Annotated in this window: 21 protein-coding genes and 1 pseudogene; 13 read left to right on the forward strand and 9 right to left on the reverse strand. The window is 71.2% G+C overall.

Going from position 1 to position 26,587, the window contains the following annotated elements; all coding sequences use genetic code 11:
- Positions 1-17: 17 nt before the first annotated feature.
- Positions 18-1,781, reverse strand: coding sequence for a hypothetical protein (locus ACIRB7_RS16220; RefSeq protein ID WP_403598259.1), 1,764 nt, complete (start codon positions 1,779-1,781; stop codon positions 18-20).
- A 174-nt stretch (positions 1,782-1,955) separates the two neighbouring features.
- Here ACIRB7_RS16220 and ACIRB7_RS16225 point away from each other — a divergent pair, with 174 nt between their 5' ends.
- Positions 1,956-3,131, forward strand: a complete 1,176-nt coding sequence (locus ACIRB7_RS16225) for a hypothetical protein (RefSeq protein ID WP_403598262.1) — start codon at positions 1,956-1,958, stop codon at positions 3,129-3,131.
- A 15-nt stretch (positions 3,132-3,146) separates the two neighbouring features.
- Here the strand turns inward: ACIRB7_RS16225 and ACIRB7_RS16230 are convergent, their stop codons facing one another.
- Both ACIRB7_RS16230 and ACIRB7_RS16235 read right to left on the reverse strand, forming a co-directional pair.
- Positions 3,147-5,612, reverse strand: coding sequence for an MFS transporter (locus tag ACIRB7_RS16230; RefSeq protein WP_403598843.1), 2,466 nt, complete (start codon positions 5,610-5,612; stop codon positions 3,147-3,149).
- Positions 5,613-5,865: 253 nt separating this feature from the next.
- On the reverse strand, positions 5,866-6,309 hold the full coding sequence (locus ACIRB7_RS16235) for an SRPBCC family protein (RefSeq protein WP_403598265.1): 444 nt from the start codon (positions 6,307-6,309) through the stop codon (positions 5,866-5,868).
- Positions 6,310-6,456: 147 nt separating this feature from the next.
- On the opposite strand from ACIRB7_RS16235, the gene ACIRB7_RS16240 reads away from it, so the two are divergent.
- The 3 genes and pseudogenes from ACIRB7_RS16240 to ACIRB7_RS16250 form a co-directional block, all read left to right on the forward strand.
- Positions 6,457-7,488, forward strand: coding sequence for an Rv2578c family radical SAM protein (locus ACIRB7_RS16240; protein ID WP_403598268.1), 1,032 nt, complete (start codon positions 6,457-6,459; stop codon positions 7,486-7,488).
- Between the two features lie 137 nt (positions 7,489-7,625).
- Positions 7,626-9,278 (forward strand): alpha/beta hydrolase, encoded by a 1,653-nt coding sequence (locus ACIRB7_RS16245; protein ID WP_403598270.1) that lies wholly within the window; start codon positions 7,626-7,628, stop codon positions 9,276-9,278.
- Positions 9,279-9,358: 80 nt separating this feature from the next.
- Positions 9,359-9,760: pseudogene (locus ACIRB7_RS16250) on the forward strand (RidA family protein); the annotation flags it as partial.
- Between the two features lie 93 nt (positions 9,761-9,853).
- On the opposite strand, the gene ACIRB7_RS16255 reads toward ACIRB7_RS16250, so the two are convergent.
- The gene (locus ACIRB7_RS16255) at positions 9,854-10,456 is read right to left on the reverse strand and encodes a HEAT repeat domain-containing protein (protein ID WP_403598273.1); all 603 of its coding nucleotides are present in this window, start codon (positions 10,454-10,456) and stop codon (positions 9,854-9,856) included.
- A gap of 351 nt (positions 10,457-10,807) precedes the next feature.
- On the opposite strand from ACIRB7_RS16255, the gene ACIRB7_RS16260 reads away from it, so the two are divergent.
- From ACIRB7_RS16260 to pssA, 9 genes are all read left to right on the forward strand, one after another.
- Positions 10,808-12,589: a 3-hydroxyacyl-CoA dehydrogenase family protein gene (locus ACIRB7_RS16260; protein ID WP_403598276.1), complete on the forward strand. Its 1,782-nt coding sequence runs from the start codon at positions 10,808-10,810 to the stop codon at positions 12,587-12,589.
- Positions 12,590-12,704: 115 nt separating this feature from the next.
- Positions 12,705-13,523, forward strand: a complete 819-nt coding sequence (locus ACIRB7_RS16265) for a TetR family transcriptional regulator (RefSeq protein ID WP_403598279.1) — start codon at positions 12,705-12,707, stop codon at positions 13,521-13,523.
- A gap of 386 nt (positions 13,524-13,909) precedes the next feature.
- The gene (ccrA, locus tag ACIRB7_RS16270) at positions 13,910-15,247 is read left to right on the forward strand and encodes a crotonyl-CoA carboxylase/reductase (protein ID WP_403598282.1); all 1,338 of its coding nucleotides are present in this window, start codon (positions 13,910-13,912) and stop codon (positions 15,245-15,247) included.
- 14 nt (positions 15,248-15,261) lie between these two features.
- Positions 15,262-17,283: a protein meaA gene (locus ACIRB7_RS16275; RefSeq protein WP_403598285.1), complete on the forward strand. Its 2,022-nt coding sequence runs from the start codon at positions 15,262-15,264 to the stop codon at positions 17,281-17,283.
- Positions 17,280-18,245, forward strand: a complete 966-nt coding sequence (locus tag ACIRB7_RS16280) for a CoA ester lyase (protein WP_030551238.1) — start codon at positions 17,280-17,282, stop codon at positions 18,243-18,245. The genes ACIRB7_RS16275 and ACIRB7_RS16280 overlap by 4 nt, the downstream gene beginning before the upstream one ends.
- Before the next feature lie 4 nt (positions 18,246-18,249).
- Positions 18,250-18,762 (forward strand): MaoC family dehydratase, encoded by a 513-nt coding sequence (locus ACIRB7_RS16285; RefSeq protein ID WP_351211650.1) that lies wholly within the window; start codon positions 18,250-18,252, stop codon positions 18,760-18,762.
- A gap of 2 nt (positions 18,763-18,764) precedes the next feature.
- Positions 18,765-19,970, forward strand: a complete 1,206-nt coding sequence (locus ACIRB7_RS16290) for an acyl-CoA dehydrogenase family protein (protein ID WP_403598290.1) — start codon at positions 18,765-18,767, stop codon at positions 19,968-19,970.
- A gap of 168 nt (positions 19,971-20,138) precedes the next feature.
- Positions 20,139-20,795, forward strand: coding sequence for a phosphatidylserine decarboxylase (locus ACIRB7_RS16295; protein WP_073812552.1), 657 nt, complete (start codon positions 20,139-20,141; stop codon positions 20,793-20,795).
- The gene (gene pssA / locus ACIRB7_RS16300; RefSeq protein WP_351212057.1) at positions 20,788-21,654 is read left to right on the forward strand and encodes a CDP-diacylglycerol--serine O-phosphatidyltransferase; all 867 of its coding nucleotides are present in this window, start codon (positions 20,788-20,790) and stop codon (positions 21,652-21,654) included. Before ACIRB7_RS16295 ends, pssA begins: the two co-directional genes overlap by 8 nt.
- Positions 21,655-21,721: 67 nt before the next feature.
- On the opposite strand, the gene ACIRB7_RS16305 is transcribed toward pssA, so the two are convergent.
- The 5 genes from ACIRB7_RS16305 to ACIRB7_RS16325 all read right to left on the reverse strand — a co-directional run bounded on the left by ACIRB7_RS16305 (position 21,722) and on the right by ACIRB7_RS16325 (position 26,434).
- Positions 21,722-22,303 carry a GNAT family N-acetyltransferase gene (locus ACIRB7_RS16305; RefSeq protein ID WP_403598294.1) on the reverse strand — a complete coding sequence of 194 codons (582 nt, stop codon included), beginning with the start codon at positions 22,301-22,303 and terminating at the stop codon, positions 21,722-21,724.
- Positions 22,304-22,388: 85 nt separating this feature from the next.
- A complete protein-coding gene (locus ACIRB7_RS16310) occupies positions 22,389-23,654 on the reverse strand; it encodes an ABC transporter substrate-binding protein (protein WP_403598297.1) in 1,266 nt (421 codons plus the stop codon).
- A complete protein-coding gene (locus ACIRB7_RS16315) occupies positions 23,651-24,784 on the reverse strand; it encodes a branched-chain amino acid ABC transporter permease (RefSeq protein WP_403598300.1) in 1,134 nt (377 codons plus the stop codon). The genes ACIRB7_RS16310 and ACIRB7_RS16315 overlap by 4 nt, the downstream gene beginning before the upstream one ends.
- Positions 24,777-25,667, reverse strand: coding sequence for a branched-chain amino acid ABC transporter permease (locus ACIRB7_RS16320; RefSeq protein WP_403598303.1), 891 nt, complete (start codon positions 25,665-25,667; stop codon positions 24,777-24,779). The genes ACIRB7_RS16315 and ACIRB7_RS16320 overlap by 8 nt, the downstream gene beginning before the upstream one ends.
- Complete coding sequence (locus ACIRB7_RS16325) at positions 25,664-26,434, reverse strand: ABC transporter ATP-binding protein (RefSeq protein ID WP_403598846.1); 771 nt, start codon at positions 26,432-26,434, stop codon at positions 25,664-25,666. Before ACIRB7_RS16325 ends, ACIRB7_RS16320 begins: the two co-directional genes overlap by 4 nt.
- Between the last annotated feature and the right edge of the window lie 153 nt (positions 26,435-26,587).

Consider the following 26,587-nt stretch of genomic DNA (forward strand, 5'->3'; position numbering starts at 1 on the left):
GACGGCGGTACGGGCCGCTACGAGCGTTCCGCGTAGACCCTGGGGTCCCCTTCGGCCAGCAGGCGCAACGTCTCCGCCGCGCGAGCCTCCGGCAGGGTGCCGTCGTCCGGCAGCCGCCACAGGAACTGGCGGGGCTCCCCCTCCGCCGTGTTCCGCCCCCGCCTGCCGAGCGGCGGCCCGGTGAAGGTGACCAGGGTCGTGTCCGGTTCGCGGAAGTCCGTGCTGATCCAGCCCTGCCGGAGGCCCCAGCGGGTGATGAGGTCCGGCTGGTCGCGCAGCCCCGCGGCGATCAGCCGGGCGGTGCGCCGGGCCGGCCAGGTCCAGCCGTGGTCCTGCTCGGCGCGCGCGACCTCCGCGTCGTACGCGGCGGCGTCGAAGCGGTACGTCGGGAGGTCCGGCCGCCCGGCCGCACCATGCGGCCGCCGCCATTCGCTCCACACGACGTGCTCGCCCTCGCGGCGCACCGTCACGTACAACGCGCCGCAGCAGCCCTCGGTGCAGTACGCCTCGGCGAGACGAACCTCCCGGGGCTCGGGAGCGGCCCGGAGCGCGCCGCTGTCGAGGAGCTGCTCGGGGGAGTCCCCCGGCCCCGCGCCGAAGGCCTCCGGCACGAGCGGGCGCCCGTCGATCAGGATGCGGGTCTCGACGACGTCCGGGTCGCCGGGGTCGGCGACGGCCACCTCGATCCGGAACCGGGGCGGGTCCGCCGGAGCGGCGCGCAGCTGACGTGCCGTACGGCGGATCCACTCGGCGCGGCGCCGTCCGTCCGGGTCGGCGGGAGCTTCCCCGGGCCACGCCGCCGTGTCCAGGAGGGTGCGGTGGAGCGCCTCACGTCGGCCGGGCGGCCAGGGCAGGAGGTGTGAGGGGCCGCTGTGCAGGTCGAGGGCGAGGGTGAGAAGCCGGGCCCGGTGGTCCACGTCGCGGGGCAGTCGGTAGGCGTGGGCGGCCACCGTCCCGTACAGGTCGACGGCTTCGGCGTACCGCGTGATCTCGGCGTGGTAGTCCCGGCTGCTGGTCATCCGGGCGAGGAGGTGCACGGCCGACACGAGGAGTCCGGGGTGGTCCGGGTCCGCCCGGAGGAGGCCGGCGAGGCCGACGGCCTCGGCGACCCGCCGGGCGACCTCGGGACCCATGCCCCGCGCCCGCGCGGGGAGGCTGACGAGCTGGTCGCGCACGGCCGCGCGGTCGTCGGCGGCCAGGGCGTCGACAAGGCCGCGAAGATCGTCGCCCCTGATCCGGCCGATCAGCCACACCAGGGCTGCGGCCGACGGGTCCAGGGGGGCGAGGGCCTCGTCGACGGAGTTGACGAGACCGTCGAGGAGTCCGAGGACGCGCAGGTACGGGACGTCCTCGGGTTCCCCCAGCCGGCTCAGGAGCCCGAGCCCGGCGGCTACGCCGAGGACGGTCGTTCCGGTGCGGACGAGGTGTCGGGCGAACGAGCGGACGCGGGCGCGGGCACCCGGCTCGGGGGGCGGTTCGACGGCTGCTGCGGCGGCGAAGACGGCCTGCTCGCGGACGCCGGTCGCGGCGAGCGCGCGTTCCGCCTCGACAGCGGCCCGTGCGGGGTCGGGGGCGTCGAGGAACGGGAGCAGCACGTCGGTGACGGCGGCGCAGGCCTCGCGATAGCGGAGGGCGCTGTTCCCGCGGCTCGGGGGCCGTGCCGTATCGGGAAGGGGGTGTCCGCCCCGGGGCGGCAGCCCGTCGGGGTCGCGTTCGCGCAGGCCCTCGGCGTACGGGTACAGGGAAGGTGCGAGCGTCGGGCGCTCGTACGGTGCGCTCATCGCGCGCGGTGGGACTCGATTCCGTAGGTCATGGCAGCATCCTGTACGTCGGCCGCTCACCGCGCCATCGATTTTTCGGAAGCCCGGCGGCATCGAAACGGGCGAAACATCGTCAAGCGGTGCGTATAGGCTGTCGGCCGCAGTTGTCGTACCCGACCTTCCGGAGTGCTCTCGGTGACCATCGCCCTCGACCCGTCCGACACCTCCTCCACCATCCCCGCGCCCGCCGGCCCCGAGCCCTCCGCGGAGGAGTTCTGGGTGCAGCAGCCGGAGGCCACCACGGCGCCGGAGCCCGGGGCGGAGGCCGAGCCGGAGCCCGAGTCCGAGCCCGAGCCCGACGACACCCCAGCCGCCGCCGACCTCGACCCCGTCGTCGTCCGTGACGCGCAGGAATTCGGGGTGTACGCGCGTACCGGCGGCTGGGCCTTCGCGCTCAAGGTGGCGCGGAGCGTCCGGCCCGGCGGTCAGGCCGCCGAGGGGACGGCCCGGAGGAAGGTTTCCGCGAAGGCGTTCGCGGAGCTCGCGGGGTGCTCGCCGGAGCGGGTCATGCGCCATTACAAGGCCTGGGACATGGCGGCCGACGACGGCCTTGTCCCGCAGTTCGAGGTACTCGTCCCCGGTGAGGACATCGAGCTGCCCGACGCGGACGTCTGGCTGTCGTACTACACCTCCCGCAACAGCGCCTCTTCGGTGCGCGGCCAGGCGATCAGCGCGGCAGCGGAGGCGGAGGGCATCCGGCCGACGAAGGCCCTGGAGGTCGCCGAGAACCCGACGGCGCTGCGGGCCGCGATCCTCGCCGACCCGGGGACGGCGGAGGCCGCGCGCGGCGCGCTGCTCGACCGGATGAAGGAGGACCCGGCCCTCCAGACCGAGATGGCCCGCGCCATCGCGCGCACCGACGATCTGAAGAAGGCGGTGGCGAGCGAGGCGAAGGCGGCCGACCGCATCGGGTACGTGCGCCAGATCGTCGAGAACGGCCGGATCAAGACCCCCGCCGGGCAGACCGTGGAGGCGCCGGCCGAGCTGCGGGCGGAGGCGGAGCGGCATCTGTCCCTCCTCGACGAGCTCGACGACTCGGAGGAGGCGGGCGAGTGGGCCGGTGAGGCCTACGACACGGTGAAGGGCCTGGTCGCCAAGGCGGTCGAGGAGGACCCGGCGCTGCGCGTGCAGGAGCGGCGGACGAAGTTCTACAACAGCCTGCAGAAGGCGACGAAGGTCTTCGAGGAGCTGACGCTCGACGAGGTGATGGAGGAGGACATCTACGAGGCCGACATGCTCCAGCGCCTCGAAGCCCTCCAGGAGGCGATCGGCACCTGCATCAGCGCGCTGCGCAAGGCGACCACCTCCTGACGGGCCCTTGAAGCCTCAATCCTGATGGCCGAGCTGGAGGTCGCGCTCGGTGCGGCCGCCGCCGGCCATCTGGAGGACGGTCGCGACGGGCGGGTAGCCGGCGGCGATGACCGTGTACTCGCCGGAGGACAGGTCCACGAAGCGGAAGGTGCCGTCGGCGCCCGTGGTGAGGGTGTCGACGACGTTGCCCGCGGCGTCGAGCAGGGTGACCCGGGCGTCCTCGACGGGGCGCCCCCCGCCGGCCCGTACCGTGCCGCGCAGCACGGCGCCGCCGGCCAGTTCGATGTCCTGGCGGGTCTCGCGGGAGGCCTGGACGCTCACCGGGAGCGCGGCGGGCCGGAAGGCGGGGGCGCTGGCTGCCAGCGTGTACTCGCCCGCGACCAGTTCGGTGATGACGTAACCGCCCTCGCGTCCGCTGCGCGTGGAGGCGACGACCTCGCCGCGTACGTCGGTGAGGGTGACAGCCGCGTCCCGTACGGGCGTCCCGTCGGCGGTGACGACACTGCCCGCGAGCCGCCCGGCGCCGCCGAGGACGACGTCGAGCTCGATCGGCCGGTCGCCGACGGTGACCGAGACGGCCTGGGGCTGGTGCCCGCCGGCCGCCGCGATGAGGACGTACGCGCCGCTGCCGGGGACGCTCAGGGCGTACCGGCCGTCCTCGCCGCTGGCGCCGCGGCCGACCTGCCGCCCCTGGACGTCGATGAGGGTGAGGGCGGCCCGGGGGACCCGGCTGCCGTCGTGGTGCTGGACGGCGCCGCAGACGGGGAGCCCGGAGTGCGGCGGGGCGGCGGTGGGAGCCGGGGCGGCGTGCCGGGCGTGCGGGACGGCCTGGACGCCGCCGAAGTCGTCGGCCCCGGTGGCCTCGGTGGTGGGGCTGTGGTGGGTCACCAACGGTTTCTCCTTGAGGAAGAAGGCGAGGACGAGGCCGAGCACGAGGACCGGCACGAGGTAGAGGAAGATCCGCGGCATCGCGTCCGCGTACGCCTGGATATAGGCGTCACGGACGGCGGGCGGCAGGGTGTGCACCGTCTGCGGGGTGATCGACTCGGCCGGCGGGAGGGCCGTCGGGCCGCCCGCGAGGACGCCGGCCAGCCGGTCGCCGAGGGCGTCGTCGAGCCGGGAGGCGAAGAGGGTGCCGAAGATCGCCGCGCCGACACTGCCGCCGATCTGGCGGAAGTAGTTGTGGGCGCTGGTGGCGGTGCCGAGGTCGGCGGGGCGCACGGAGTTCTGCACGGCGAGGATGAGGACCGGCATGACGAGGCCGATCCCGGTGCCCAGGACGGCCTGCCAGAGGCTGTGCTGGAGGCGCGGGGTGTCGGTGTCCATCCGGGAGAGCAGCCACATGCCGAGGACGGAGACGGCGCCGCCGACCACCGGGTAGATCTTGTAGTGGCCGGTGCGGCTGATGAGCTGGCCGGAGACGATGGAGGCGATGACGATGCCGCCCATGAGGGGCAGCATCAGGAGGCCGGACTCGGTGGCGCTGGCTCCCTCGACCATCTGCAGGAAGCTGGGGAGGTAGCTGGCGGCGCCGAAGAGCGCGATGCCGACGACGGCGCCGACGAGGGCGGTGACGGTGAAGACGGAGTCGCGGAAGAGCCGCAGCGGGATGAGGGGTTCGGGCGCGAAGTGCTCGACGACCAGGAAGAGCAGGGTCGTTCCGGCGGCGCCGCAGGCGAGGGCGAGGACGACTCGCGAGTCCCAGGCGTACTCGGTGCCACCCCAGCTGGTCAGCAGCACCACGCAGGTGGAGGCGGCGGCGAGGAGAGTTGCGCCGAGGACGTCGAAGCGCCCGCGTGCCGTGGGCTTGGGGAGCTTGAGGACGACGGCGACGACGGCGAGGGTGACGAGCCCGAAGGGCACGTTGAAGTAGAAGCACCAGCGCCAGGAGACGTGGTCGGTGAAGAAGCCGCCGAGCAGGGGCCCCGCGACGGAGGCGAGGCCGAAGGCGGCGCCGATCAGGCCCATGTACCGGCCGCGTTCCCGGGCGGGGACGATGTCGGCGATGATCGCCTGGACGCCGATCATCAGGCCGCCTGCGCCGACGCCCTGGATCGCGCGGAAGGCGATGAGCTCGTCCATGCTGCGGGACCAGCCCGCGAGTCCCGAGCCGATGACGAAGACGACGATGGCGAAGAGGAAGACGCTCTTGCGGCCGAGGAGGTCGCCGAGCTTTCCGTAGATCGGCAGGCCGATGGTGGAGGTCAGCAGGTACGCGGTGATCGCCCAGGACATCCGGTCGAGGCCCTGGAGTTCGCCGACGATCTTCGGCAGGGCGGTGGCCACGATCATCTGCTCGAGGGCGGCGAGGAGCAGCGCGAGCATGAGGCCGCAGAAGACGAGCCGGACGCGGCGGGGGTCGAGGGCGGCGGGCGGGGGGTCGGCCGGTGGTGCCAGGCCGCCGGGTGGGCCGTCCGCGACAAGGGGGTCGGCGCCCACCGCAGCCACCCCGCCCGCCGCGCCTTCGGTGGCCTTCGCCATCGTGATCGCACCCACGTACCTGCTCCCCTCGTCACGGCGTCTGCGCCGCGCCATTCTTCGCATTGGGCACGAAGAGGGAGCAAGTCGGGCGGTACGGGAGGTCAGTGGCGTACGGAGACCTGAACGGCCCTGTGGTACGGCGCACTTGGGTCGCTCATCAGCGCGTTTACGAGGGGGCCCGCGCCCCCGGCGCACAGGGGGCGCCCTGACGGGGGTGCGGGCGATCCACTCGAATCGGTGAACGCTCCGGGCGTTACTTCTCGACCTCGTCCGCCAGCTTGGCGAGAAGGGCGTCGTAGATCCGGCCGAGACCCTTGGGCGCGAAGGTCCGCTCGAAGAAGCCGCCGACTCCGGTGGCGCCGTCCCAGACGGTGGTGACGACGGCACGGGACTTGCCCTCACCGGCGGGGGTCACGAGCCAGGTGGTGACCATGGAGGAGTTGCGGTCCTTCTCGACGAGCTGCCCGTCGGTGGGCTCGGTGACCTCCAGGAGGCAGTCGCGGACGCGCTTGCTGGTGGCCTGGAGCTTCCAGTGGACGAGGGTGCCCTCACCGTCGCCACCCTCGCGCACCTCGTACTCGCTGAAGTGCTCGGGGAGCACCTTCGCGCGCGTGCCGCTGTAGTCGGCCAGCGCGTCGAACACCGTCTCCGCGTCCGCGGCGATGATCCGTTCCGTGGTGGCCTCGACCTGCGCCATTGACTTCCTCCAGCTCGTGGTTCCTCAGGGGTGTGGGCCAAGAGAACCACGTGGGCTCCGGGGCGCGAAATCCGGGTTGCGGCGATCAAGGGAACATGTGTTCTATTCTGAGCGAACGGTCGAAGCAGAGCCATCGAGGAGGCGTCCATGCGCTGGGACAATCTGGGCGACACCCCTGCCGCTCCCGCCGACATCGCCCTGTTCGGCACGGACGCGGTCACCACCCGTACCTTCGACACCCCCGAGTTCCGGGGCATCACCTTCCACGAGGTACGGGCCCGCTCGATCCTCAACCGGGTGCCGGGCGCCTCCCGGATGCCGTTCGAGTGGACGGTCAACCCGTACCGGGGCTGCACGCACGCGTGTGTGTACTGCTTCGCCCGCAAGACCCACAGCTATCTCGACCTCGACACCGGGCTCGGCTTCGACTCCCAGATCGTCGTCAAGATCAACGCCCCGGAGGTGCTGGCCCGCCAGCTCGCCTCCGCCCGCTGGCAGGGCGCGCACGTCGCGATGGGCACCAACGTGGACTGCTACCAGCGGGCCGAGGGCCGGTACCGTCTGATGCCGGGCATCCTCACGGCGCTGCGGGACCACGCGAACCCGTTCTCGATCCTCACCAAGGGCACGCTGATCCTGCGCGACCTGGAGCTCCTCACCCAGGCGGCCCAGGTCACCGAGGTCGGCATCTCCGTCTCCGTCGGCTTCACCGACGAGGAGCTGTGGCGCACGATCGAACCCGGCACCCCCTCCCCGCAGCGCCGCCTCGACGTGGTCCGGACGCTCGGCGAGCACGGCATCGACTGCGGGGTCCTGATGGCCCCCGTCGTCCCCTTCCTCGGCGACCGGCCCGAGCAGCTGCGCGACACGGTCCGCGCGATAGCCGAGGCCGGGGCGAGTTCGGTCACCCCACTCGTGCTGCATCTGCGGCCGGGCGCCCGCGAGTGGTTCATGCAGTGGCTGCGGCGCCACCACCCCGGCCTGGTGGGGCGGTACGAGCGGATGTACGCGGACGGGGCCTACGCGCCGACCTGGTACCAGCGCCGGATCACCCGTCAGGTGCACGAGCTCGCCGCCGAGTTCGGGATCGGTCCCGCGCACCGGGGAGCCTCGCGCCGCGTGCCCGTACCGGAGGAACCGGAGACGGCGGCGGCTCCGGAGCAACTCACCCTCCTCTGACCACCGCCCGACCACGGCCGCCTCTCATCCTCCGATCATCGGACCGGTCACCTGACACGCCGTCGGAATCCCCTCCTTTCGGGTCAACTCTCGGCGAAACAGGTCCTTCCGTGGCCGGTTCGGGACACAAACGCCCTATGACCCCACGCGCAGGAATGCTGATCGCCGCGGGAGCGCTGGTCGCCGGGACGGTCACCGTCCTGCCGGCCGCCCCCGCGGGCGCCGGTGAACCGGCCCCCCGCCCGCTCCCCCCGCTCGCCTGGACCGGCTGCGCCACCAAGGCGTATCCGAAGCTCCAGTGCGGCACCCTGAAGGTGCCGCTCGACCACGACAACCCGGCCGGCCGGACCGTCACCCTCGCCCTCACCCGGGTCCCGCACACCGCGAAGACCTTCCAGGGGCCGCTGTTCGTGAACCCGGGCGGGCCCGGCGGCAGCGGACGGAGCATGGCCGGATACGTGGCCGCCTCGCTGCCCCCGAAGGTGGCCGCCGAGTACGACGTCATCGGCTTCGACCCGCGCGGGGTCGGCAAGAGCGAGCCCGCGCTCGACTGCCGGCCCGGCCACTTCGACCCGGTCCGCCCGGACTCGGTGCCGAGCGGCGCCGACAGCGAGCGGGCCGCTGTCGAGCGCGCCCAGGACTTCGCGGAGGCCTGCGGCAAGAAGTACGCGGACGTGCTGCCGTTCATCGACACCGTGAGCACCGCACGGGACCTTGACGTCATCCGCCGCGCGCTCGGCGCGCCGAAGATCAACTACCTCGGCTACTCCTACGGGACCTACCTCGGCAGCGTGTACGCGCGGCTCCACCCGGACCGGGTGCGGCGCATGGCGCTCGACTCCGTCGTGAACCCGCACGGCGTCTGGTACGAGGACAACATCGCGCAGGACTACGCCTTCGACACCCGCCACAAGGACTTCATGGCCTGGGTGGCCCGGCACGACGCCGTGTACAAGCTGGGCACCGACCCGGCGGCGGTCGAGGCGGCCTGGTACCGGATGCGCGACGCGCTGCGCGAGGCCCCGGCCGGCGGGAAGGTCGGCCCGGGCGAGCTGGAGGACACCTTCCTGCCCGGCGGGTACTACAACGGCTACTGGCCGCGCCTCGCGAGTGCGTTCTCCGCCTACGTCAACGACGCGGACGCCGTGCCGTTGACGGAGGCGTACGAACGGTACGGGGAGGCCGACGCCGCCGCCGACAACGGGTACTCGGTGTACACGAGCGTGCAGTGCCGGGACGCGGCCTGGCCCCGCGACTGGAGTGTCTGGCGCAAGGACAACTGGGACGTGCACGCCAAGGCGCCCTTCTCCACCTGGAACAACGCCTGGTACAACGCGCCGTGCGCGTTCTGGCCGGTCGAGTCCCTGACGCCGCCGGACGTGACCAACGACCAGGTGCCGCCGGTCCTCATCCTCCAGGCGACGGACGACGCGGCCACGCCGTACGAGGGCGGGGTCGCCCTGCACCGGCTGATTCGCGGCTCCAGCCTGGTGGTCGAGGCGGGCGGCGGGAACCACGGGGTGACGCTCGGCGGCAACGACTGCATGGACGAGCACCTGGCCGCCTATCTCGCCACGGGCAAGGTCCCGCGCGCCGAGGGCGACGCCGAGGTGGACGCGGTCTGCGCCGCGCTGCCGGAGCCGGAGCCCGAGCCCGCCGCCCCGGCCGGCGCGAAGGACGGCCGGAAGCCGGGCAGCGCGGCCGGGCAGAAGTCCGGCGACCGGGCCCTCGCCCCGAGCGCCGAGACGGCCGGCGCCACCCTGCACGGGTTCCTCGGCCACGTGCGCTGACGGCGCCGTACACCCGCTGACCATGCCCGCACCCCTGGGGGACGCGGGCATTGTCAGTGGCGTGCGCGAGGATGTCCGACATGACGAGCCACCTCACCCACGTCCCCGCACCCGACGGCATCGCCGCCAGCCCGCAGTACAGCCATGTCGTGTGGGGGACCGGCCGCTTCGTCGCGATATCCGGCCAGTGCGCCCTCGACGCGTCGGGCGCGGTGGTCGGGGAAGGGGACGCGGTGGCGCAGGCCCGGCAGGTCTTCGCGAATCTGGACCGCTGTCTCACCGCGGCGGGCGCCGGCTTCGAGGACGTGGTGAAGCTCACGTACTTCGTGACGGACGTGGCGCACCTCCCTGCGGTGCGAGAGGCGCGGGACGCGCACTTCGCGGGGGCGCCGCTGCCGGCGAGTTCGGCGGTGCAGGTGTCGGCGCTGGTCCGGCCGGAACTGCTCATCGAGATAGAGGCGTTCGCCCTGGTGCCGGAGCGGAGGACGGAACGGCCGTCGGCACGACCGTCGGAACGGCCGTCGGATCAGTCGCCAGAGTTCGACGTGGTCGGCGGCTCCCGGCCTCGTCTTCGGTCAGTGGGCGGTGCCGAGTCGGCCCAGTGACCGCTCGGCCGCCGCGCCCAGCCGCGGGTGCGGAAGCGCGGCCTCCAGGGCGGGACGGGCCCGGGGGTCGCCGAGGGCTCCGAGGGCCTCGACGCAGGCGAGGCCGACCCGCCAGTGGGGGTCGTCGGCGGGAAGGCGCCGTTCGAGGACGGTGATCAGGGCCGGGACGGACTCGGGGGCACGGAGCTCGGCGAGCAGCCGCACCGGCAGCAGGGCATAGGCGACCCGGAGTTCGTTGGTGGCGAGGGCGGCGGCCGCGCGGGCGGTGCGTGGGTCGCCGAGCCGGGTCAGGGCATGGGCGGCGGTGACGCAGCGCTCGGGGTCGCGGTGGTTGAGGAGGAGTACGAGCGCCTCGAAGGCTCGGGGGTCGCCGGCGACGCCGAGGGTGTAGGCGGCGATCTCGCGGGCCCAGAGGGGCTGCGCGGGCGCGGTGAGGACGGCGAGCAGCTCTTCGGAATCGGCGGTTCGCACGAGGTGTTCGAATGCCGCGGGGATCTCTCCGGTGTCATTCTCGATCTCGTCCCGCAATCGATCGATCATCGAGCAGAATTCCGGATCCTCGGCGTATTCCATGAATCCGAGCCTATCCGCGATCCAGATCACACTTTCCTCAACTTCCCGGGACTGGCGCGCTCGTTACCCGCCGGTTAGTCTCAGGTGAGCGGGCACCACCCGCACTTCTCGCCACGGCCTGGTGACGCAGCCGTGGTGAGCGTTTCGTCGGTTCGGCAGTTTCGACGTGGCTCCGGGACAGAGTCCGTCGCCCCTTTCACCGGGCACGCCCTTTCTTCGGGCCATTGCCCGCGTGACCCCCGCGACTTCGCCCGCACGACTTCTCTTCGTGCAATTCAGCGGCACCCCCCCTCACGTACCGCCTGGCACGCACTGCCCTCAGTCGTCACTCTTCCTCTCAGGAGTCCCCTGATGGACACCCCTCTCTCCACCATCGCCGTCGTCGGTCTCGGCACCATGGGCACCGGTATCGCCGATGTCCTGGCCCGCGCCGGCCGCGAGGTCATCGGCATCGACATCAGCGACACCGCCGCCGCCCAGGCCGTCGCCGCCCTGGAGGCCTCCACCGCCCGCGCGGTGGCCCGCGAGCGGATCACCGAGGAGGAGCGGCAGGACGTCCTGGCCCGCTTCCGTACCTTCTCCGACCTCCAGGCGGCCGCCGACGCGGACCTGGTGATCGAGGTCGTGCCCGAGTCGTACGAGGCGAAGCACGAGGTCTTCCGGGCCCTCGACGGCATCGTGCGGCCCGACGCCATCCTGGCCACCGGGACCAACGCGCTCTCCGTCACCCGGCTCGCCGCCGACTCGGCCCACCCCGAGCGGGTCATCGGACTGCACTTCTTCACCCCGGTCCAGGCGATGAAGCTGGTCGAGGTGGTCTCCTCCGTGCTTACCGACCCGCGGGCCGTCGACGCCGTCACCCGACTGGCCCTCGACCTCGGCAAGGAACCGGTGGCGGTCGGCGACCGGGCCGGTTTCATCGCGGACGGGCTGCTCTTCGGCTACCTGAACCAGGCCGCCGCCATGTACGAGGCGAAGTACGCCTCCCGCGAGGACATCGACGCGGCGATGCGGCTCGGCTGCGGCCTTCCGATGGGCCCGCTCGCGCTGCTCGACCTGATCGGCGTCGACACCGCCCGTACGGTCCTCGAAGCCATGTACGCGGACTCGCACGACCGGCTGCACGCCCCCGCCCCGATCCTCAAGCAGCTCAGCGAGGCCGGTCTGACCGGCCGCAAGTCGGGCCGCGGCTTCTACACGTACGAGGCGCCGGGCTCCGGCGAGGTGGTGCGGGACGCGCTGACCCCGCTCGGCTCCGCGGAGGCCGCCGCCGGCCGTGAGGTCCGCTCGGTGGGCGTCGCGGGCTCCGGCACCATGGCCTCGGGCATCGCCGAGGTCTTCGCCAAGGCCGGATACGAGGTCGTGCTCGCCGCCCGCTCCCAGGAGAAGGCGGACACGGCCAAGGCCCGGATCGCCAAGTCCCTGGCCCGCTCGGTCGAGAAGGGGCGGATGACGGGCGAGGCCCGTGACACGACGCTGGCGCTGATCACCGCGGCGGGCACGCTCGACGCCTTCGCCGAGGTCGACCTGGCCGTCGAGGCGGTCGCCGAGGACCTGGCGATCAAGCAGGAGCTGTTCGCGCGGCTCGACAAGATCTGCAAGCCGGGCGCGGTACTCGCCACCACGACCTCCTCGCTGCCGGTCGTCGCCTGCGCCCGCGCCACCTCGCGCCCGCAGGACGTCATCGGGATGCACTTCTTCAACCCGGCGCCCGCGATGAAGCTGGTCGAGATCGTCCGTACGGTCCTGACCGGCGACGACGTCCACGCGACTGTGCGCGCGGTCACCACGAAGATCCGCAAGCACCCGGTGGACTGCGGCGACCGGGCCGGCTTCATCGTGAACGCCCTGCTCTTCCCGTACCTGAACAACGCGATCAAGATGGTCCAGGAGCACTACGCGACCCTGGACGACATCGACGCGGCGATGAAGCTGGGCGGCGGCTACCCGATGGGCCCGTTCGAGCTCCTCGACGTGGTCGGCCTGGACGTCTCGCTCGCGATCGAGCAGGTGCTGCACCGCGAGTTCCGCGACCCGGGCCTGGCCCCGGCGCCGCTCCTGGAGCACCTGGTGGCCGCGGGCTGCCTGGGCCGGAAGACGGGGCGCGGCTTCCGCGAATATGCCCGACGCTGAGCCCGGAGCGGCCGGCTGGGGTGGTCTGCTGAGCCTCCCGGGCACCGTCGGTGTCCCGGGGGTCTCCCCGCCCCCACCTGGGCACACTCTCCCTCCGATGCAGTACGTTCGGACCATGCCCAAGGCCGCGAAGACACCCCGTGCCACCTCCTCGTCCGACGCTCCGGAGAGCGCGGCGGGTACCCGTGCCGCCGCGCAGCGGCTCAAGATGCGCCGGGAGCTCGCCGCCGCCGCGATGGAGCTCTTCGCGACCAAGGGGTACGAGGCCACGACGGTCGACGAGATCGCGGCCACGGCCGGGGTCGCGCGGAGGACCTTCTTCCGCCACTTCCGCTCCAAGGAAGAGGCGATCTTCCCCGACCACGACGACACGCTGGTGCGGGCCGAGGCGGTGCTGAACGCGGCCCCGCCGCACGAGCACCCGCTCGACACGGTGTGCCGGGGCATCAAGGAAGTCATGAAGATGTACGCGGGGTCCCCTGCGGTCTCCGTGGAGCGGTACCGGCTCACCCGTGAGGTGCCGACGCTGCGGGAGCGGGAGATCGCCTCGGTGGCCCGCTACGAGCGTCTGTTCACCCGCTATCTCCTCGGACACTTCGACGAGCGCGACCACCACGACGGCAACGACGACCCGCTGCTCGCGGAGGTGGCCGCGTCGGCGGTCGTCACGGCCCACAACCACGTCCTGCGCCGCTGGCTGCGGGCGGGCGGCCAGGGTGACGTGGAGGCCCAGCTGGACCACGCCTTCGCCATCGTCCGGGAGACGTTCGGCTCGGGCATAGGCGCGCGGCCCACCACCTCTCCGCAGCCGGCTTCCCCGGCCCCCGCCGCCATGGCGTCCACGCAGGGCGACGTCGTGGTCGCCGTGGCCCGTACGGACGCCCCTCTCGACGAGGTCATGCGCACCATTCAGCAGGCCCTGCGGAAGAGCTGACCTCTTCCCGGTTCACGCCTCGGAAGCCGCCCCCCAGGGGCGGCTTTCGTCCGTTTTACGGGCCCCTTCGATCGATCATCGCTCACATGTGACCGGCAGATTGCATATGAGTGAAATTGTTGGCACGCAGTGCCTTGTCAGGTGACACGGCGTGCCATACGTTGATGTTGTCCGGGCGGCCGGCGCGCAGAGATCTCCTCGTGCGCCGGCTGTCCCCACAAGCGATCGTGATTGTGCGCCCGGACGCCTGCGTCACAGGCACCCTCGCGCTCACCAGGCGCCGCCACCGCTCCACCCGCCGAACCGACGGCACACCTCCACAGCAGCTCCCCAGACGTAACCCTCAGCGCGTCCCCCTCGGACGCCGCACCGCCGGAGGCATCCCCGTGAAGGACATCCTGGACGCGATCCAGTCCCCGGACTCCACGTCCGCCGACTTCGCGAACATCCCGCTCCCCGAGTCGTACCGAGGGGTCACCGTCCACAAGGACGAGGCCGAGATGTTCGCCGGGCTCGCCAGCCGCGACAAGGACCCGCGCAAGTCGCTGCACCTCGACGACGTGCCGCTGCCCGAGCTCGGCCCGGGCGAGGCCCTGGTCGCCGTCATGGCCAGCTCCGTCAACTACAACTCGGTCTGGACCTCGATCTTCGAGCCGGTGTCGACCTTCGGCTTCCTGGAGCGCTACGGCCGGCTCAGCGACCTCAGCAAGCGCCACGACCTGCCGTACCACGTCATCGGCTCCGACCTCGCGGGCGTCGTGCTGCGCACCGGCCCCGGCGTGAACTCGTGGAAGCCCGGCGACGAGGTCGTCGCCCACTGCCTCTCGGTCGAGCTGGAGTCCTCGGACGGCCACAACGACACGATGCTCGACCCCGAGCAGCGCATCTGGGGCTTCGAGACCAACTTCGGCGGCCTGGCGGAGATCGCCCTCGTCAAGTCGAACCAGCTGATGCCGAAGCCCGGCCACCTGAGCTGGGAGGAGGCCGCCTCCCCCGGCCTCGTGAACTCCACCGCGTACCGCCAGCTGGTCTCCCGCAACGGCGCCGGCATGAAGCAGGGCGACAACGTCCTGATCTGGGGCGCGAGCGGCGGGCTCGGCTCGTACGCCACCCAGTTCGCCCTGGCCGGCGGCGCCAACCCGATCTGTGTCGTCTCCTCCCCCGAGAAGGCCGACATCTGCCGGGCGATGGGCGCCGACGCGGTCATCGACCGCAACGCCGAGGGCTACAAGTTCTGGAAGGACGAGCACACCCAGGACCCGAAGGAGTGGAAGCGCTTCGGCAAGCGCATCCGCGAGCTCACCGGCGGCGAGGACATCGACATCGTCTTCGAGCACCCCGGCCGCGAGACCTTCGGTGCGAGCGTCTACGTCACCCGCAAGGGCGGCACCATCACCACCTGCGCCTCCACCTCGGGCTACATGCACGAGTACGACAACCGCTACCTGTGGATGTCGCTCAAGCGGATCATCGGCTCGCACTTCGCCAACTACCGCGAGGCGTGGGAGGCCAACCGCCTGATCGCCAAGGGCAAGATCCACCCGACCCTGTCGAAGGTCTACTCCCTGGAGGAGACCGGCCAGGCCGCGTACGACGTGCACCGCAACCTGCACCAGGGCAAGGTCGGCGTCCTCGCGCTCGCCCCCCGGGAGGGCCTCGGCGTGCGCGACCCGGAGATGCGCGAGAAGCACATCGACGCCATCAACCGCTTCCGTAACATCTGACCCCGGGGCGACACATGACAGAGCGTCAGAAGGACCGGCCGTGGCTCATGCGGACGTACGCCGGTCACTCGACCGCCGAGGCGTCCAACGAGCTGTACCGGCGCAACCTCGCCAAGGGCCAGACCGGCCTCTCGGTCGCGTTCGACCTGCCGACGCAGACCGGATACGACCCCGACCACATCCTCGCCCGCGGCGAGGTCGGCCGGGTCGGGGTCCCCGTCTCGCACCTCGGTGACATGCGGCGGCTGTTCCAGGACATCCCCCTGGACCAGATGAACACCTCGATGACCATCAACGCCACGGCGATGTGGCTCCTGGCGCTCTACCAGGTGGTCGCGGAGGAGCAGGGTGCGGACGTCACCCGGCTCCAGGGCACCACCCAGAACGACATCGTGAAGGAGTACCTGTCGCGCGGGACGCACGTCTTCCCGCCCGGCCCCTCGCTCCGCCTCACGACGGACATGATCACCTACACGGTGAACAACATCCCGAAGTGGAACCCGATCAACATCTGCAGTTACCACCTGCAGGAGGCGGGGGCCACTCCGGTCCAGGAGATCTCGTACGCGATGTCCACCGCGATCGCGGTGCTCGACGCGGTACGGGACTCCGGGCAGGTCCCTGCGGACCGCTTCGGCGAGGTGGTCGCCCGTATCTCGTTCTTCGTGAACGCGGGCGTCCGCTTCATCGAGGAGATGTGCAAGATGCGCGCCTTCGGCCGCATCTGGGACCAGATCACCCGCGAGCGGTACGGCATCGAGAACGAGAAGCAGCGCCGGTTCCGCTACGGCGTGCAGGTCAACTCGCTCGGTCTGACCGAGGCCCAGCCGGAGAACAACGTCCAGCGGATCGTCCTGGAGATGCTGGCCGTCACCCTCTCCAAGGACGCCCGCGCGCGGGCCGTGCAGCTGCCCGCCTGGAACGAGGCCCTCGGCCTGCCCCGGCCGTGGGACCAGCAGTGGTCGCTCCGCATCCAGCAGGTCCTCGCCCATGAGTCCGACCTCCTGGAGTACGAGGACATCTTCGCCGGCTCGCACGTGATCGAGGCCAAGGTCGAATCGCTCGTCGAGGAGTGCCTGGCCGAGATCGGGCGGATCCAGGAGATGGGCGGCGCGATGGCCGCCGTCGAGTCCGGCTACCTCAAGTCGCAGCTCGTCTCCTCGCACGCCGAGCGGCGCGCCCGGATCGAGGCCGGCGACGAGAAGATCATCGGCGTCAACATCTTCCAGTCGACCGAGGAGAACCCCCTCACCGCCGATCTGGACACCGCGATCATGACGGTGGACCCGGCGAACGAGGCACGCGTCGTCGCGGCCCTCCACGAGTGGCGCGACGACCGCGACGAGACCCGCGCCCAGGAATCCCTGGCGAAGCTGAAGGCGACGGCTGCCGGTGACGGCAACCTCTTCGCCGCCACCCTGGAGTGCGCGCGTGCGGGCGTCACCACCGGGGAGTGGTCCTGGGCGCTGCGGGACGTCTTCGGCGAGTTCCGCGCCCCGACGGGCGTGTCCTCGGCCCCGGTCGCGGTGACGGCCGAGGCGGGCACACCGATGGCTCTCGTACGGGAGAAGGTGGCGCGGACCGCCGAGGAGCTCGGCTGCGGGCGGCTGCGGCTGCTCGTCGGCAAGCCGGGCCTTGACGGGCACTCCAACGGGGCCGAGCAGATCGCCGTACGCGCGCGTGACGCCGGTTTCGAGGTGGTCTACCAGGGCATCCGGCTGACCCCCGAGCAGATCGTGAACGCGGCCCTCGCCGAGGATGTGCACTGCGTCGGTCTTTCGATCCTCTCCGGCTCGCACGCCGAGCTGGTCCCTGACGTCCTGGACCGCCTCCGCGAGGCGGGCGCGACCGACGTGCCGGTCATCGTCGGGGGAATCATCCCGAACGCCGACGCCGCAGAACTGAAGCGGGCGGGTGTGGCCGCCGTCTTCACACCGAAGGACTTCGGTATCACGGAGATCATCGGCCGTATCGTCGACGAGATCCGGACAGCTAACAAGCTCAGCCCCCTTGAACGTACGGAGGTCCCCGCATGACCAGCCCCGTGAACCGGCTCCGCCCCCGCCGCTCCTGCCTGGCGGTCCCCGGCTCCAACCCGCGCTTCCTCGAGAAGGCCCAGGGCCTCGCCGCCGACCAGGTCTTCCTGGACCTGGAGGACGCGTGCGCCCCGCTGGCCAAGCCCGAGGCCCGGCACACCATCGTGAAGTTCCTGAACGAGGGCGACTGGACCGGCAAGACCCGCGTCGTCCGCGTCAACGACTGGACGACCCACTGGACGTACCGTGACGTCGTCACCGTCGTCGAGGGCGCCGGCCAGAACCTCGACTGCATCATGCTGCCGAAGGTCCAGGACGCCCAGCAGATCGTCGCGCTCGACCTGCTGCTCACGCAGATCGAGAAGACGATGGGCTTCGAGGTCGGCAAGATCGGCATCGAGGCGCAGATCGAGAACGCCCAGGGCCTGAACAACGTCAACGCGATCGCACAGGCCTCCCCGCGCGTCGAGACGATCATCTTCGGCCCGGCCGACTTCATGGCCTCCATCAACATGAAGTCCCTGGTCGTCGGCGAGCAGCCGCCCGGCTACGGCGCCGACGCGTACCACTACATCCTGATGGCGATCCTGATGGCCGCCCGCGCCAACAACCTCCAGGCGATCGACGGCCCGTACCTCCAGATCCGCAACCCCGAGGGCTACAAGGCGGTCGCCCAGCGCGCCGCGGCCCTGGGCTTCGACGGCAAGTGGGTGCTGCACCCGGACCAGGTCGCCGCCGCGAACGAGATCTTCTCGCCGTCGCAGGAGGACTTCGACCACGCCGAGCTGATCCTCGACGCGTACGACTACTACACGTCCGAGGCCGGCGGGAAGAAGGGCTCCGCGATGCTCGGCGACGAGATGATCGACGAGGCCTCCCGCAAGATGGCCCTGGTCATCTCCGGCAAGGGCCGCGCCGCCGGCATGCAGCGCACCAGCAAGTTCGAGATCCCGGAGGCGTAGGGCCATGCAGTTCGGACGCACCTATGAGGAGTTCGAAGTCGGCGCCGTGTACAAGCACTGGCCCGGGAAGACGGTCACCGAGTACGACGACCACCTCTTCTGTCTCCTGACGATGAACCACCATCCGCTGCACATGGATGTGAACTACGCCGAGAACACGACGGACTTCGGCAAGAACGTCGTCGTCGGCAACTACATCTACTCGCTGCTGCTCGGCATGTCCGTCCCGGACGTCTCCGGGAAGGCCATCGCCAACCTGGAGATCGAGTCGCTGCGGCACGTGGCGCCGACCTTCCACGGCGACACCCTCTACGGCGAGACCACGGTCCTCGACAAGACCCCGTCCAAGTCGAAGAACGACCGCGGCATCGTCTACGTCGAGACCAAGGGCTACAAGCAGGACGGCACCCTCGTCTGCGTCTTCCGGCGCAAGGTGATGGTCCCGACCGAGACGTACATCAAGGAGCGCGGCGGCGAGCAGCCCGGCCGCCCCCAGCTCAAGGAACAGGGGAAGTAGCCATGGCCCGACTCGCCCAGACCGCCGGGCTCACGGACGTCCAGCAGGAGATCCTCAAGACCGTCCGGGAGTTCGTCGACAAGGAGATCATCCCGGTCGCGACGGAGCTGGAGCACCGCGACGAGTACCCGCAGCAGATCGTCGACGGGCTCAAGGAGCTCGGTGTCTTCGGTCTGATGATCCCCGAGGAGTACGGGGGTCTGGGTGAGTCGCTGCTCACCTACGCGCTGTGCGTGGAGGAGATCGCCCGTGGCTGGATGTCGGTCTCCGGCATCATCAACACGCACTTCATCGTGGCGTACATGCTGAAGCAGCACGGCACGCAGGAGCAGAAGGACTACTTCCTTCCGCGGATGGCGGCCGGCGAGACGCGTGGCGCGTTCTCGATGTCGGAGCCCGCCCTCGGCTCGGACGTGTCGGCCATCACGTCCAAGGCGGTCAAGGACGGTGACGAGTACGTCCTGAACGGTCAGAAGATGTGGCTGACGAACGGCGGAACGTCCACTCTGGTCGCCGTTCTCGTCCGAAGTGACGAAGGACACCCGGAGGGCACCGCCCCTCACAAGTCGATGACGACCTTCCTCGTGGAGAAGGAGGCCGGCTTCGGAGAGGTCCGCCCCGGCCTCACCATCCCCGGGAAGATCGACAAGATGGGTTACAAGGGCGTCGACACCACCGAACTCATCATGGACGGACTGCGCATTCCGGCCAATCGGGTGCTCGGCGGGGCCACCGGCCGAGGGTTTTACCAAATGATGGACGGCGTGGAGGTCGGCCGGGTGAACGTGGCCGCGCGTGGCTGCGGCGTCGCTCAGCGTGCCTTCGAGCTGGGCGTCTCGTATGCCCAGCAGCGTCACACTTTCGGCAAGCCGATCGCCCAGCACCAGGCGATTCAGTTCAAGCTCGCCGAGATGGCTACCAAGGTCGAGGCCGCGCATGCCATGATGGTGAACGCAGCACGCAAAAAGGACTCCGGGGAACGAAACGACCTTGAAGCAGGGATGGCGAAGTACCTCGCCTCCGAATACTGCAAGGAGGTCGTGGAGGACGCCTTCCGCATCCACGGCGGGTACGGGTTCTCGAAGGAGTACGAGATCGAGCGTCTCTACCGCGAGGCGCCGATGCTGCTCATCGGTGAAGGTACCGCCGAGATCCAGAAAATGATCATTGGTCGCCGGCTCCTCGAGGAGTACCGATTCCAGGGGTGATTGTCGGCTTTGAGTCGATACGGCCGCGAAGAAGATCACACCCTGTGTTCGTCTTCCGGCCGTCGACTCGGTTCCTGGCTTACCCAGTTGCGCCCCGCAACCGATAGCATCGCGGGAAAGCCGCCGTCCCCCTTGCCAGTGCGGCATCATCCGCTACGAAGGTCATCCATGCCCCACAGCCAAACCTCTGCACACCGCGACAGCCTCTCGGGCGTACGCCTCGCGCGCGGAGCATCGCCGTGGCTTCTGCCGACCGTCGCCACCGCGGCGCTCAGCCTCGTGCGCGCGCGCAAGTCGAGGCGGGCCGCGGCCATCGCCGTGCCGACCACCGCTCTCGCGGCCGGCATGCTGTGGTTCTTCCGCGACCCCGAGCGTGAGATCGCTCAGGGCCGGGTCATCTCCCCCGCCGACGGTGTGGTGCAGAGCATCATGCCGTGGAAGGACGGACGCACCCGGGTCGCCATCTTCATGAGCCCGCTGAACGTCCACGTCAACCGGGCGCCGCTGGCCGGCACCGTGACGTCCGTGGAGCACATTCCCGGTGGGTTCGTCCCGGCGTTCAACAAGGAGAGCGAGAACAACGAGCGCGTTGTCTGGCACTTCGACACCGAGCTCGGCGACATCGAGATGGTGCAGATCGCGGGCGCCGTCGCCCGGCGCATCGTGCCGTACATCCCGCAGGGGACGAAGGTCGAGCAGGGTGACCGCATCGGTCTGATCCGCTTCGGCTCGCGCGTCGACATCTACCTCCCCGAGGGTGTCGAGGTCGCCGTCGAGGTCGGCCAGGCCACCACGGCGGGGGTGACTCGCATTGACCGTGATTGATCCCGACACACGGGCCGCCGACTGGGCCTCCGGTACCGATGACGAGGCGGCCGAAGAGGCCGAGGAGATGCCGCTGTCGCTGAGGCTGTCCATAGCGGACGCCCTCACGCTCGGTAACGCCACCTGTGGATTCATGGCGGTGTACTTCACCACCACCGGCATCCTCATCCCGCACCTCACGGGCAGCACCGAGTCCGGCATGGCGCGCAACAGCGCCGCCACCGCCGTGATCCTGATGCTGTGCGCGGCGATCTTCGACCTCTTCGACGGCATCGTGGCCCGCAAGCTGCGTTCGTCGCCGATGGGCGCCGAGCTCGACAACCTGTCGGACCTGATCAGCTTCGGTCTCGCCCCGGCCTACTTCGTACTCGTGTACGGGATGGTCGCGGACGACGCGCAGCAGAAGGTCTCGGCGGTGGCCGCGATCGTGGTGCTGCTCGCGGTGGTGCTGCGGCTGGCGAGATTCTCCTGCGTGACCATGAAGGACGGCATGTTCCAGGGCATGCCGAGCCCCTTCGGCGCGCTGACGGTGGTCTCGATCGTGCTCCTGGAGCTGCCGTTCATCCCGACGCTGCTCGCGATCATCGGTGTGGCCTGGCTGATGGTGAGCCGGGTCGAGTACCCCAAGCCGCGGGGTGTCCTCGCGGTGGCGATGCTCAGCTGGATCGTCGGCGCGATGGGCATGCTGGCGGCCTGGGCGTTCGACGCCCCGGGCGGGCAGTTCCTGCTCCAGACCGGCTGCGCGCTCCAGGTCGTGATGGGCGCCGTGATCCCCCTCTTCGCGACGGCCCGTCGGGTGAACACCTTCCGCGGCAACCGGCGTGAGAGCCGGGAGGCGCGGGCGGCACAGCTGCCGTAGGCGGACGATGTGTGGGAAGGGCCCCGGAGGCGATGTCGCCTCCGGGGCCCTTCCGCGTGCCCGGGGGCTATCCGAGACGTTTGTAGTACAGCGTGGTGGAGCGGAGGGTGCCTGCCGGGTCGGCGGCGAAGTCGGGGATCGTCCCGGCGGCCGTCCAGCCCGCCCCCCGGTAGAGGCGCTCGGCCGGGCTGTCGGTCTGGGTGTCGAGCACGAGCAGGCTGAGGCCGGTGGCGATGGCGTGGGCCTCCGCGGTGGCGAGCAGCCGGTGGCCGAGGCCCCTGCCCCGGGCGGAGCGGTGCACCAGGAGCCGGGCGATCTCGCCGCGGTGCCGGCCGTTGGCGGCGCCGGAGCGGACGAGGGTGACGACACCGGTCAGGCCCCCGTCGGGGCCGTGGGCCGCCCAGACGTCCCGTAGGCCCTCCCCCGCCTCCTCGGCGACTCCCGTCCACCAGGCAGCCGCCTCGGTGGTCTCCAGGGGCGCCAGGAAGCCGACGGAGGCTCCGCCGTCCACGGCGTCGACGAGGAGCGCGGCGAGGCCGGTGGCGGCGTGGGCACGTACGGCTTCGGGGGTGAGGCGCTCGATGCTGTCGGCGGCCGCCAGGTCAGGGAGGTGGGGGTGGGAGCGGTTCTCCTCGATCGTCACGTTCATGGGCCGAGCTTCACATCGCGGTGTTTCACGCGTGTGAAGCCCGGCCCATGGGGTCGAGCGTGTCGGGCGGATCGAGCGGGTCGGATCAGGGGGTGTAGGCCTTCGCCGCGTCCGCGACGAAGGGCTGACGGACCGTGCGCATGCCGCCGGGGACGGTCTTGTCCGGCTGGATGATGACGGACTCGCGGGACGACGGGGCCTTCGGGTCGCCGAGGTTGTGACTCATGCCGAACCCGGCGTCGTGGGCCGTCATCGTGAGGAGCGCCTTGCCGACGCCGTCGCGGGTGAGGTCCTTGTTCGCGCAGGCCTTCTTCAGGGCCTCGCCGAAGACGCTCGCCGCGGTCCAGCCGGCGACGATGCCGTTGTCGAGGGCGTCACCCGGGTAGGCGGCCTTGTAGTCGGCGACCAGCTTCTTCGCGGTCGGGGTGTCCGCGCCGATGGGCAGGCTCGGGGAGGCGAACCAGTACATCTTCTCCAGGGCGGGTCCCGCCTGGGTGCCGAGGAGCTGGGGGGCGAAGGCCGAGTTGTTGCCGACGACCGGCACCCGCAGGCCGGTGGCGGCGGCGACGCCGACGAGGGAGGCGGCCTGGCGCGGGCCCGCGCTGATGACGATGGCCTTGACCCCGGCCTGCTTGAGCGCGGCGACCTGCGCCGACATGTCGTTGTCGGTGGGCTTGATCTTCTGCTCGACGACGGTGAGGCCCGCCTTCTCCGCCGCGTACTTCGAGCCCTTGAGCGCGTTCTCGCCGTAGTCGCCCTCGAAGTAGACGTGCCCGAGCTTGTCGCCCGACTTCAGGCCCTTCTCCTTCGTCAGGAAGTCGACGGCGTTGATCGTCTCGACGTCGTACGTGGCACCCAGGACGCGGATGTACGGGGAGCCGAGCAGCGAGGCCGACCAGGCCTGCGGGAGGACGAGGCCCTTGTCCTGGCCGTCGACCCGGGGCTTGACGGCGGCGACGAACGGCGAGCCGATGAACTGGGCGTAGCCGACGACCTTGGGCTCCAGCTCGGTGTAGGCGGCGAGCGCCTTCTGCGGGTCGTAGCCGTGGTCGCGGACCGTGAGCTCCAGCTGCCGGCCGCAGATGCCGCCTGCGGCGTTGGCCTGCTTCACGTACAGCTGCTGGGCCTGGGTGACGCTCTTGCCGAGGGTGGCGTACACACCGGTCATGTCGGTGAGCGCGCCGAGCGAGATCGTCTTGTCGGTGATGCCCTCGCCGGTCTTCACCCCGCCCGCGTCGGTCTGCTTGCCGTCGCCGGTCTTGGCCTTGGAGCTGCATCCGGCGGCGGTGAGGGTGACCAGTGCGGCGAGCGCGACGGCCAGGCCCCGCACGGCCTGTCTGCTGTGGTTCATCGTGTCTCCCCAGAGGGTTCGGTGGTGGGTGTGGGGCTCTTGGATGTGGGGTGCTCGGGTGTGCCTGGTCTGCCGGGCCTTCGGGCCGCGAGCCGGGCCAGGCCTCCGGGCAGGAACAGCACCACCGCGACGACGGCGGCGCCGTACAGGTAGCGGGAGGCCTCCCCCGGTGCGATCCCGCCCGTTCCCGGGGCGGAGACCAGCGGGAGCGCCTCGCTGTACCGGTTGAGGAACTGCGGCAGGAGGGAGACGAAGACGCCTCCGACCACCGCGCCGGCGACCGAGCCGAGACCACCGATGACGATCATGGCCAGGTACTCCAGGGAGAGCGCCATGCCGAAGTACTCCGGCACCGTGCGCTGGAAGACCAGGGCGAGCAGGACGCCCGCGAGGCCCGCGTACATGGAGGACAGGACGAAGACGGCGGCGCGGTAGCGGGCCACCGGGATGCCCATCACGCCGGCGGCGATCCGGTGGTCCCGGATGGCGTTCATCGCGCGGCCGGGGCGGCCCCGCAGCACACCGCGGGCGAAGACCACCCCGGCGACGAGCAGCACGAGGCCGAGGTACCAGAGCTTCTCCACCGCGCCGAACGGCACCTGGGCGACCAGGAGTTCGCTGTCGTCGAAGGTGAGGCCGAAGAGGGAGAGCGGCGGGACCGCGCGGCCGTTGTAACCGCCGGTGAGGTCATGGGCGTTGAAGAGCACGTGCTGACCGATGAAGATCAGCGCGAGGGTGGCGATGCCGAGGTACGCGCCCCGCAGCCGGCCCGCGATGGGGCTGAACACCCCGCCCGCCAGGCCCGCGAGGGCGACCGCGAGGACGGCGGCGAGCCAGCCCGGCAGTCCGAGCCCGGCGAGGCCGTCGGCGCCGTCACCGGCGAAGGCGCAGTAGCCGTAGGCGCCGACGGCGAGGAAGAAGGCGTGCCCCATGGAGAGCTGTCCGGTGGCGCCGGTCAGCAGGTTGATGCCGATCGCGCCGATGGCCGCGGCCATCGCGAACAGGCCCGCCTGGAGCCAGAAGCGGTCCAGGTAGAAGGGGAGGACGACGAGGACGAGGCCGGCCACGGCCCACCCGTACACCGCGGGGGTACGGACCCGGAGGCCGCTCCGGGCGAGGGTCTCAGACACGGGCCAGCTCCTTCGTACCGAAGAGTCCGGCCGGGCGGATCAGGAGCACCGCGACCATGACGAGATAGGGGGCCAGATCGCCGATCCCCCGGCCGAGGAACGCCAGATCGCCCTGGTAGCCGGTGGCGAGGGACTCGGTGACGCCGACGAGGAGACCGCCGACGAGGGCGCCCGTGGTGGAGTCGAGGCCGCCGAGGATGGCGGCGGGGAAGGCCTTGAGCGCGGCGAGCGACGTGGCCCGCTCGAGGCCCGGCGTCGGGAAGACGGTGAGGAAGAGCGCGGCGACGGCGGCGAGACCTCCGGCGACCGCCCAGGCGCCGAGCGAGACCCGGCCGAGCCGGATGCCCATGAGGGCGGCGGTCTCCTGGTTCTCGGCGGCGGCCCGCATGGCGACGCCCCAGGAGGTGTACCGGAAGGCGAGCAGGAAGGCGGTGATGAGGAGGGCCGCGGCGAGCAGGGCGGCGATCCGGGTCTCCGCGATCGTGACCGGGCCGACGGTGACGACGGCGTCGCCCCAGGGGTCGCCCAGGGCGAGGATGTCGGTGCCGATCCTCCGGGTCAGCTCGGTGGCGAGGAGGATGTCGACGCCGATGGTGACGATGGCGAGGACGCTGTGGTCGGCGCCGCGGTGCCGGCGCATCACGAAGAACTCGACGGCCGCTCCGACCACCGCCGCGCCCGCGATGCCCGCGAGCAGGGCGGGCCAGAAGCCGATCTCGTCGTGGAGCACGGCGGTGACGTAGCCACCGGCCAGGAGGAGCGAGGCGTGGGCGAAGTTGACGACCTCGGTGGCGCGGAAGATGACCACGAAGCCGAGGGCGATGAGGGCGTAGATCGAGCCCAGTGAGATGCCGTTGATCAGGAACTCGGCGAAGGTGCTCACGCGGCGGACTCCTCTCCGAGGTAGGCGCGGACGACCGCCGGGTCGTTCTGTACGTCGGCGGGTGCCCCGTCGGCGATGCGGCGGCCGAAGTCGAGGACGGTGACGGAGTCGGCGAGCCGCATCACCAGGCCCATGTCGTGCTCGACGAGGAGGACCGAGATGCCGAGGCTGTCGCGGACGCCCGCGATGACCGAGGCGGTACGGACCCGCTCGTCGGCGGTCATGCCGGCGACGGGCTCGTCGAGCAGCAGGAGCTTCGGCTCCATGCAGAGGGCGCGGGCGAGTTCGGCGAGCTTCTGCTGTCCGTACGGGAGGGAACCCGCGGGCTGGGCGAGCTGCTTCTCGAGACCGACGAAGGCGGCGATCTCCCGGACCCTGGCGCGGTGGCGTGCCTCCTCCCGGGCGGCGGAGGGGAGCCGGAGGCCGGCGGCGATGAAGCCGGTGCGGGTCAGCCGGTGGCGGCCGAGCATCAGGCTGTCCTCGACGGTGGCGCGGGGCGGCAGGGCCAGGTTCTGGAAGATCCGGCCGACGCCGAGGTCCGCGATCCGGTGCGGCGGCAGCTCGGTCAGCTCGTGCGCACCGAGGCGCACGGAGCCCTCGGTGGCCCGGTAGACGCCCGAGAGCACGTTGAAGCAGGTGGACTTGCCGGCGCCGTTGGGCCCGATGAGAGCGTGCACGGTGCCGGGCCGGACGGTGAACCCGACGGCGTCGAGGGCGGTGAGGCCGGCGAAGCGGACGGTGAGGTCGCGGACTTCTAGGGCGGGGATGTGGGGGGTGGGGGTGTCGGGGGCGGGGTCGCCGGGGCCGGATTCGGGGGCGGGAACGTCGGGGATGGGTCCGCCGGGGGCGAGTTGGCCGGGGGCTGGTTCGCCGGGGCCGGATTCGCCGGGGACGGGAACGTCGGGGGCGGGGTCGCCGGG

This window comes from Streptomyces sp. NPDC093795 (assembly GCF_044764665.1).
Classification (GTDB): domain Bacteria; phylum Actinomycetota; class Actinomycetes; order Streptomycetales; family Streptomycetaceae; genus Streptomyces.

What these genes read in the sequence shown, in the direction of transcription:
- ACIRB7_RS16285 (WP_351211650.1), top strand. Translation starts at nt 18,250, where the DNA reads ATGCAGTTCGGACGCACCTATGAGGAGTTCGAAGTCGGCGCCGTGTAC.
- ACIRB7_RS16235 (WP_403598265.1), bottom strand. Translation starts at nt 6,309, where the DNA reads ATGGCGCAGGTCGAGGCCACCACGGAACGGATCATCGCCGCGGACGCG.
- ACIRB7_RS16260 (WP_403598276.1), top strand. Translation starts at nt 10,808, where the DNA reads ATGGACACCCCTCTCTCCACCATCGCCGTCGTCGGTCTCGGCACCATG.
- ACIRB7_RS16280 (WP_030551238.1), top strand. Translation starts at nt 17,280, where the DNA reads ATGACCAGCCCCGTGAACCGGCTCCGCCCCCGCCGCTCCTGCCTGGCG.
- ACIRB7_RS16295 (WP_073812552.1), top strand. Translation starts at nt 20,139, where the DNA reads ATGCCCCACAGCCAAACCTCTGCACACCGCGACAGCCTCTCGGGCGTA.
- ACIRB7_RS16290 (WP_403598290.1), top strand. Translation starts at nt 18,765, where the DNA reads ATGGCCCGACTCGCCCAGACCGCCGGGCTCACGGACGTCCAGCAGGAG.
- ACIRB7_RS16265 (WP_403598279.1), top strand. Translation starts at nt 12,705, where the DNA reads ATGCCCAAGGCCGCGAAGACACCCCGTGCCACCTCCTCGTCCGACGCT.
- ACIRB7_RS16240 (WP_403598268.1), top strand. Translation starts at nt 6,457, where the DNA reads ATGCGCTGGGACAATCTGGGCGACACCCCTGCCGCTCCCGCCGACATC.
- ACIRB7_RS16305 (WP_403598294.1), bottom strand. Translation starts at nt 22,303, where the DNA reads ATGAACGTGACGATCGAGGAGAACCGCTCCCACCCCCACCTCCCTGAC.
- ACIRB7_RS16245 (WP_403598270.1), top strand. Translation starts at nt 7,626, where the DNA reads ATGACCCCACGCGCAGGAATGCTGATCGCCGCGGGAGCGCTGGTCGCC.
- ACIRB7_RS16255 (WP_403598273.1), bottom strand. Translation starts at nt 10,456, where the DNA reads ATGGAATACGCCGAGGATCCGGAATTCTGCTCGATGATCGATCGATTG.
- ACIRB7_RS16220 (WP_403598259.1), bottom strand. Translation starts at nt 1,781, where the DNA reads ATGAGCGCACCGTACGAGCGCCCGACGCTCGCACCTTCCCTGTACCCG.
- ACIRB7_RS16310 (WP_403598297.1), bottom strand. Translation starts at nt 23,654, where the DNA reads ATGAACCACAGCAGACAGGCCGTGCGGGGCCTGGCCGTCGCGCTCGCC.
- ACIRB7_RS16230 (WP_403598843.1), bottom strand. Translation starts at nt 5,612, where the DNA reads ATGGCGAAGGCCACCGAAGGCGCGGCGGGCGGGGTGGCTGCGGTGGGC.
- ACIRB7_RS16275 (WP_403598285.1), top strand. Translation starts at nt 15,262, where the DNA reads ATGACAGAGCGTCAGAAGGACCGGCCGTGGCTCATGCGGACGTACGCC.